The following is a 694-nucleotide window of genomic DNA, read 5'->3' on the forward strand; positions in this document are numbered from 1 at the left end:
TCTTGCGTAGCTCTTCCATTAGGTTGGCTTTGTTTTGTAGACGACCCGCCGTATCGGCAATAACCACATCGACGCCACGCGCTTTTGCCGCTTCAATCGCATCGTAGATAACCGATGCGCTGTCTGCGCCAGTATGCTGCGCGATCACAGGAACATTGTTACGCTCGCCCCACACTTGCAGCTGCTCAACTGCAGCCGCTCGGAAAGTATCGCCAGCCGCTAACATCACTTTCTTGCCTTGGCTTTGGAACTGCTTCGCAAGTTTACCGATGGTGGTGGTTTTACCCACACCATTCACACCAACCATCAAGATGACGTAAGGTGTTTTGCTGCTGTCGATCTCTAGAGGCTGTTCTACTTTAGATAGAATCTCCGCCATTTCTTCTTTCAGCAGACCATAAAGGGCTTCGCCATCTTTCAGATCACCTCGAGAGGCTTTTTCTGTCAGGTTGTTGATGATTTTTGTGGTGGTGTCCATGCCCACATCGGCAATGAGCAGTTGCTCTTCTAGCTCTTCAAATAGGTCGTCATCGATTTTTTTACCGCTGAACAGGCCAAAGAAACCAGCACCGATGTTTGCTTTTGTACGGCTAAGGCTGCGCTTAAGGCGAGCGAAGAAGCTTTCTGTCGGCTTTTCTTGCTCTTGAATACGAGGCGCAACCGGTACTTGTGGCGCTTCTGCTTCTGCTTCTGC

General features: G+C 50.1%; 1 protein-coding gene. It reads right to left on the minus strand.

Translation table 11 applies throughout. The features are described from left to right. A partial coding sequence (locus tag R7R24_RS27040; protein WP_318120167.1) for a signaling recognition particle receptor family protein occupies positions 1–694 on the minus strand: 694 nt, incomplete at both ends.

The organism is Vibrio sp. 704 (genome assembly GCF_033339295.1).